Origin of the sequence: Undibacterium sp. RuRC25W, assembly GCF_049339825.1 — a bacterium.
Lineage (GTDB): Bacteria > Pseudomonadota > Gammaproteobacteria > Burkholderiales > Burkholderiaceae_D > Undibacterium.
Map to the genome: position 1 here is coordinate 1 of NZ_JBMPPD010000062.1, position 5,720 is coordinate 5,720.

2 tRNA genes and 3 rRNA genes are annotated in these 5,720 nt (G+C 49.1%); all 5 read left to right on the plus strand.

Features of this window, described 5'->3' with window-relative positions:
• The first annotated feature begins 182 nt into the window (after window positions 1–182).
• Window positions 183–1,711 (plus strand): 16S ribosomal RNA (locus ACO0KV_RS18145).
• A 137-nt stretch (window positions 1,712–1,848) separates the two neighbouring features.
• Window positions 1,849–1,924: transfer RNA gene (locus tag ACO0KV_RS18150), tRNA-Ala, on the plus strand.
• Window positions 1,925–1,929: 5 nt separating this feature from the next.
• Window positions 1,930–2,006 (plus strand) — tRNA-Ile (locus tag ACO0KV_RS18155).
• A 442-nt stretch (window positions 2,007–2,448) separates the two neighbouring features.
• Window positions 2,449–5,325: ribosomal RNA gene (locus ACO0KV_RS18160) — 23S ribosomal RNA — on the plus strand.
• A 231-nt stretch (window positions 5,326–5,556) separates the two neighbouring features.
• Window positions 5,557–5,669, plus strand: a 5S ribosomal RNA gene (gene rrf / locus ACO0KV_RS18165).
• Together the 16S, 23S and 5S rRNA genes with 2 tRNA genes alongside form the textbook arrangement of a ribosomal RNA operon.
• Window positions 5,670–5,720 lie beyond the last annotated feature (51 nt).

The window sequence follows — 5,720 nt, forward strand, 5'->3', positions numbered from 1 at the left end:
GCACTTGATGAAAGCGCGCCGAATAGATTTATCTGTTCGGTATGCTTAAAAAATATCAAATGCTTCACAAGAAATAAATAATAGGAAAATCATTTAGCAATAGATGATGGAACTGTCAGTATTTTGAGTGAGCGACCTGTCTGCAAGGACAGGGTTCAGAAATGAACACAAAAACAGAGATTAAACTGAAGAGTTTGATCCTGGCTCAGATTGAACGCTGGCGGCATGCCTTACACATGCAAGTCGAACGGCAGCGCGGGGCAACCTGGCGGCGAGTGGCGAACGGGTGAGTAATATATCGGAACATACCCTAGAGTGGGGGATAACGTAGCGAAAGTTACGCTAATACCGCATACGCACTAAGGTGGAAAGTGGGGGATCGCAAGACCTCATGCTCATGGAGTGGCCGATATCTGATTAGCTAGTTGGTGAGGTAAAGGCTCACCAAGGCGACGATCAGTAGCTGGTCTGAGAGGACGACCAGCCACACTGGAACTGAGACACGGTCCAGACTCCTACGGGAGGCAGCAGTGGGGAATTTTGGACAATGGGGGCAACCCTGATCCAGCAATGCCGCGTGAGTGAAGAAGGCCTTCGGGTTGTAAAGCTCTTTTGTCAGGGAAGAAACGGTGAGTTCTAATACAGCTTGCTAATGACGGTACCTGAAGAATAAGCACCGGCTAACTACGTGCCAGCAGCCGCGGTAATACGTAGGGTGCAAGCGTTAATCGGAATTACTGGGCGTAAAGCGTGCGCAGGCGGTCATATAAGTCAGATGTGAAATCCCCGGGCTCAACCTGGGAACTGCATTTGAGACTGTATGGCTAGAGTGTGTCAGAGGGGGGTAGAATTCCACGTGTAGCAGTGAAATGCGTAGATATGTGGAGGAATACCGATGGCGAAGGCAGCCCCCTGGGATAACACTGACGCTCATGCACGAAAGCGTGGGGAGCAAACAGGATTAGATACCCTGGTAGTCCACGCCCTAAACGATGTCTACTAGTTGTCGGGTCTTAATTGACTTGGTAACGCAGCTAACGCGTGAAGTAGACCGCCTGGGGAGTACGGTCGCAAGATTAAAACTCAAAGGAATTGACGGGGACCCGCACAAGCGGTGGATGATGTGGATTAATTCGATGCAACGCGAAAAACCTTACCTACCCTTGACATGTACAGAACGCCGAAGAGATTTGGTGGTGCTCGCAAGAGAACTGTAACACAGGTGCTGCATGGCTGTCGTCAGCTCGTGTCGTGAGATGTTGGGTTAAGTCCCGCAACGAGCGCAACCCTTGTCATTAGTTGCTACGAAAGGGCACTCTAATGAGACTGCCGGTGACAAACCGGAGGAAGGTGGGGATGACGTCAAGTCCTCATGGCCCTTATGGGTAGGGCTTCACACGTCATACAATGGTACATACAGAGGGCCGCCAACCCGCGAGGGGGAGCTAATCCCAGAAAGTGTATCGTAGTCCGGATTGTAGTCTGCAACTCGACTACATGAAGTTGGAATCGCTAGTAATCGCGGATCAGCATGTCGCGGTGAATACGTTCCCGGGTCTTGTACACACCGCCCGTCACACCATGGGAGCGGGTTCTGCCAGAAGTAGGTAGCTTAACCGTAAGGAGGGCGCTTACCACGGCAGGGTTCGTGACTGGGGTGAAGTCGTAACAAGGTAGCCGTATCGGAAGGTGCGGCTGGATCACCTCCTTTCTAGAGTAGCGCCGTAGTTGAGTGTTCACTTTTATTGACTGTTAAATTAGATAACGAGAATAGATTAGAGCAGAAGTTGAGCTTTAATAAAAAGAGTAGTTATGTTTCAGCTGGAGAAGTAGCTAGCTGAGGTATAAGGGGGTTTAGCTCAGCTGGGAGAGCACCTGCTTTGCAAGCAGGGGGTCGTCGGTTCGATCCCGTCAACCTCCACCAATACTGGGGCTGTAGCTCAGCTGGTTAGAGCACCGTGTTGATAACGCGGGGGTCGTTGGTTCGAGCCCAACCAGCCCTACCAATAGATAGTACAAACCTAAGTCAGCAGACGATGCAGAAGAAAGAGATTCTGTGTGAGTTGAAGCAGAGATTTAGGTTTGAACTTTCAAAGCGAAAGTCAGTGTAGTTTAAGTAGTATCTCGTTCTTTAACAATTTAGAAGAAGTAAAGTAGAAATAATCAAAATTTATTTCTGTAAAGGAAGTGTTCGCAAGGATGCTTCATTTGATGTGACGACAGTCATGTTGAATAATTTATGGAAGGGTTATGATTGTATCGAACAAACAAAGTATTAAAAAGAGTTTGATCAAAAGCAGCCGAAAGGCAGTTTTAGAAAAAAATAAATTCTTGAGATACGGCAAACGCTAAAGTAATACTCATAAGTAGTAAAGAACTATAACCGGTTTTTGGTGGTGAACCTGAAGTTTAGAAATAAACGACAGTCGCCAGAAGCTAAAGTTATAGGGACAAGTGAATAAGTGCACATGGTGGATGCCTTGGCGATATCAGGCGATGAAGGACGTAGTAGCTTGCGATAAGCTGCGGGGAGTGAGCAAACACACATTGATCCGCAGATTTCCGAATGGGGAAACCCGGCCTTAGGGTCATTGCAACATGAATACATAGTGTTGCAAAGCGAACGTGGCGAACTGAAACATCTAAGTAGCTACAGGAAAAGAAATCAACCGAGATTCCCAAAGTAGTGGCGAGCGAAATGGGAAGAGCCTGCAAGATTTAGCATTTTTGATAAACAAACGGAATGGAAAGTCCGACCATAGAGGGTGATAGTCCCGTAGTTGAAATCATCGATGTGGAACTAAGTTTGCGACAAGTAGGGCGGGACACGAGAAATCCTGTCTGAACATGGGGGGACCATCCTCCAAGGCTAAATACTCGATATCGACCGATAGTGAACCAGTACCGTGAGGGAAAGGCGAAAAGAACCCCGGGAGGGGAGTGAAATAGAACCTGAAACCGTGTGCATACAAACAGTAGGAGCGGACTTGATCCGTGACTGCGTACCTTTTGTATAATGGGTCAGCGACTTACATTCAGTGGCAAGGTTAACCGCATAGGGAAGCCGTAGAGAAATCGAGTCCGAATAGGGCGAACATAGTCGCTGGGTGTAGACCCGAAACCAAGTGATCTACTCATGGCCAGGTTGAAGGTGCGGTAACACGCACTGGAGGACCGAACCCACTAATGTTGAAAAATTAGGGGATGAGCTGTGGGTAGGGGTGAAAGGCTAAACAAACTTGGAAATAGCTGGTTCTCTCCGAAAACTATTTAGGTAGTGCCTCAAGTATCACCGACGGGGGTAGAGCACTGTTATGGCTAGGGGGTCATCGCGACTTACCAAACCATTGCAAACTCCGAATACCGTTGAGTGCGAGCTTGGGAGACAGACATCGGGTGCTAACGTCCGGTGTCAAGAGGGAAACAACCCAGACCGCCAGCTAAGGTCCCAAAGTATAGCTAAGTGGAAAACGAAGTGGGAAGGCTAAAACAGTCAGGAGGTTGGCTTAGAAGCAGCCACCCTTTAAAGAAAGCGTAATAGCTCACTGATCGAGTCGTCCTGCGCGGAAGATGTAACGGGGCTAAGCTATACACCGAAGCTGCGGATATGTTTTAGGACATATGGTAGGAGAGCGTTCTGTAAGCCTGCGAAGGTGTCTTGTAAAGGATGCTGGAGGTATCAGAAGTGCGAATGCTGACATGAGTAGCGATAATGGGGGTGAAAAGCCTCCACGCCGTAAGCCCAAGGTTTCCTGTTCAACGTTCATCGGAGCAGGGTGAGTCGGCCCCTAAGGCGAGGCAGAGATGCGTAGCTGATGGGAAGCAGGTTAATATTCCTGCACCGTCGTATGATGCGATGGGGGGACGGATCACAGAAGGTCGTCAGGCGGTTGGAAGAGCCTGTTCTTGACTTGTAGAAGGCACTTAGGCAAATCCGGGTGCGTAATTCAAGGGGTTGAGACGAGTGAACTTGTTCACGAAGCGATCGGAAGTGGTTCCAAGAAAAGCCTCTAAGCTTCAGTCATACGAGACCGTACCGCAAACCGACACAGGTGGGCGAGATGAGTATTCTAAGGCGCTTGAGAGAACTCGGGAGAAGGAACTCGGCAAATTGGTACCGTAACTTCGGGATAAGGTACGCCCTTGTAGTTTGACTGCCCTGCGGCAGAAGGATGAAGGGGTTGCAATAAACTGGTGGCTGCGACTGTTTAATAAAAACACAGCACTCTGCAAACACGAAAGTGGACGTATAGGGTGTGACGCCTGCCCGGTGCTGGAAGATTAAATGATGGGGTGCAAGCTCTTGATTGAAGTCCCAGTAAACGGCGGCCGTAACTATAACGGTCCTAAGGTAGCGAAATTCCTTGTCGGGTAAGTTCCGACCTGCACGAATGGCGTAACGATGGCCACACTGTCTCCTCCCGAGACTCAGCGAAGTTGAAATGTTTGTGATGATGCAATCTACCCGCGGCTAGACGGAAAGACCCCATGAACCTTTACTGTAGCTTTGCATTGGACTTTGAATCGATCTGTGTAGGATAGGTGGGAGGCTTTGAAGCGTGGACGCCAGTTTGCGTGGAGCCATCCTTGAAATACCACCCTGGTTTATTTGAGGTTCTAACCTTGGCCCGTTATCCGGGTCGGGGACAGTGCATGGTAGGCAGTTTGACTGGGGCGGTCTCCTCCCAAAGTGTAACGGAGGAGTTCGAAGGTACGCTAATTACGGTCGGACATCGTGATGATAGTGCAATGGCATAAGCGTGCTTAACTGCGAGACTGACAAGTCGAGCAGGTACGAAAGTAGGACATAGTGATCCGGTGGTTCTGTATGGAAGGGCCATCGCTCAACGGATAAAAGGTACTCTGGGGATAACAGGCTGATTCCTCCCAAGAGTTCATATCGACGGGGGAGTTTGGCACCTCGATGTCGGCTCATCACATCCTGGGGCTGTAGCCGGTCCCAAGGGTATGGCTGTTCGCCATTTAAAGTGGTACGTGAGCTGGGTTTAAAACGTCGTGAGACAGTTTGGTCCCTATCTGCCGTGGGCGTTGGAAGTTTGAAGGGGGCTGCTCCTAGTACGAGAGGACCGGAGTGGACGAACCTCTGGTGTATCGGTTGTCACGCCAGTGGCATTGCCGAGTAGCTATGTTCGGAAGAGATAACCGCTGAAAGCATCTAAGCGGGAAACTCGCCTTAAGATGAGACTTCCCAGAGACTAGATCTCTTTAAAGGGTCGTTCGAGACCAGGACGTTGATAGGCTGGGTGTGGAAGTGCAGTAATGCATTAAGCTAACCAGTACTAATTGCCCGTAAGGCTTGTCCCTATAACCTTAGCAGGTTGTAGCTGCAAGTGAGCAATATGAAGTGTATGCCAGTGAGTTGGATACGAATCATAACCAGTAATAAAAATAGATTATTAGGTACGAAAGTACAAAGAGATAAACAAGATTAGTGCGAGTCGAGATAAAGACGGCGCACACTCTACGACACTTCTTCTGAATTGGATTTGCTGTGGGCTGCAAAGTAGCGCACACACAGTAAATCGACAAGTTATGCCTGATGACCATAGCGAGTTGGTACCACCCCTTCCCATCCCGAACAGGACCGTGAAACGACTCTGCGCCAATGATAGTGCTGCAACCAGTGTGAAAGTAGGTTATCGTCAGGCTCCCCCATGCAACCCCTCTCTACTTACGTAGTGAGGGGTTTTGCTTTTATA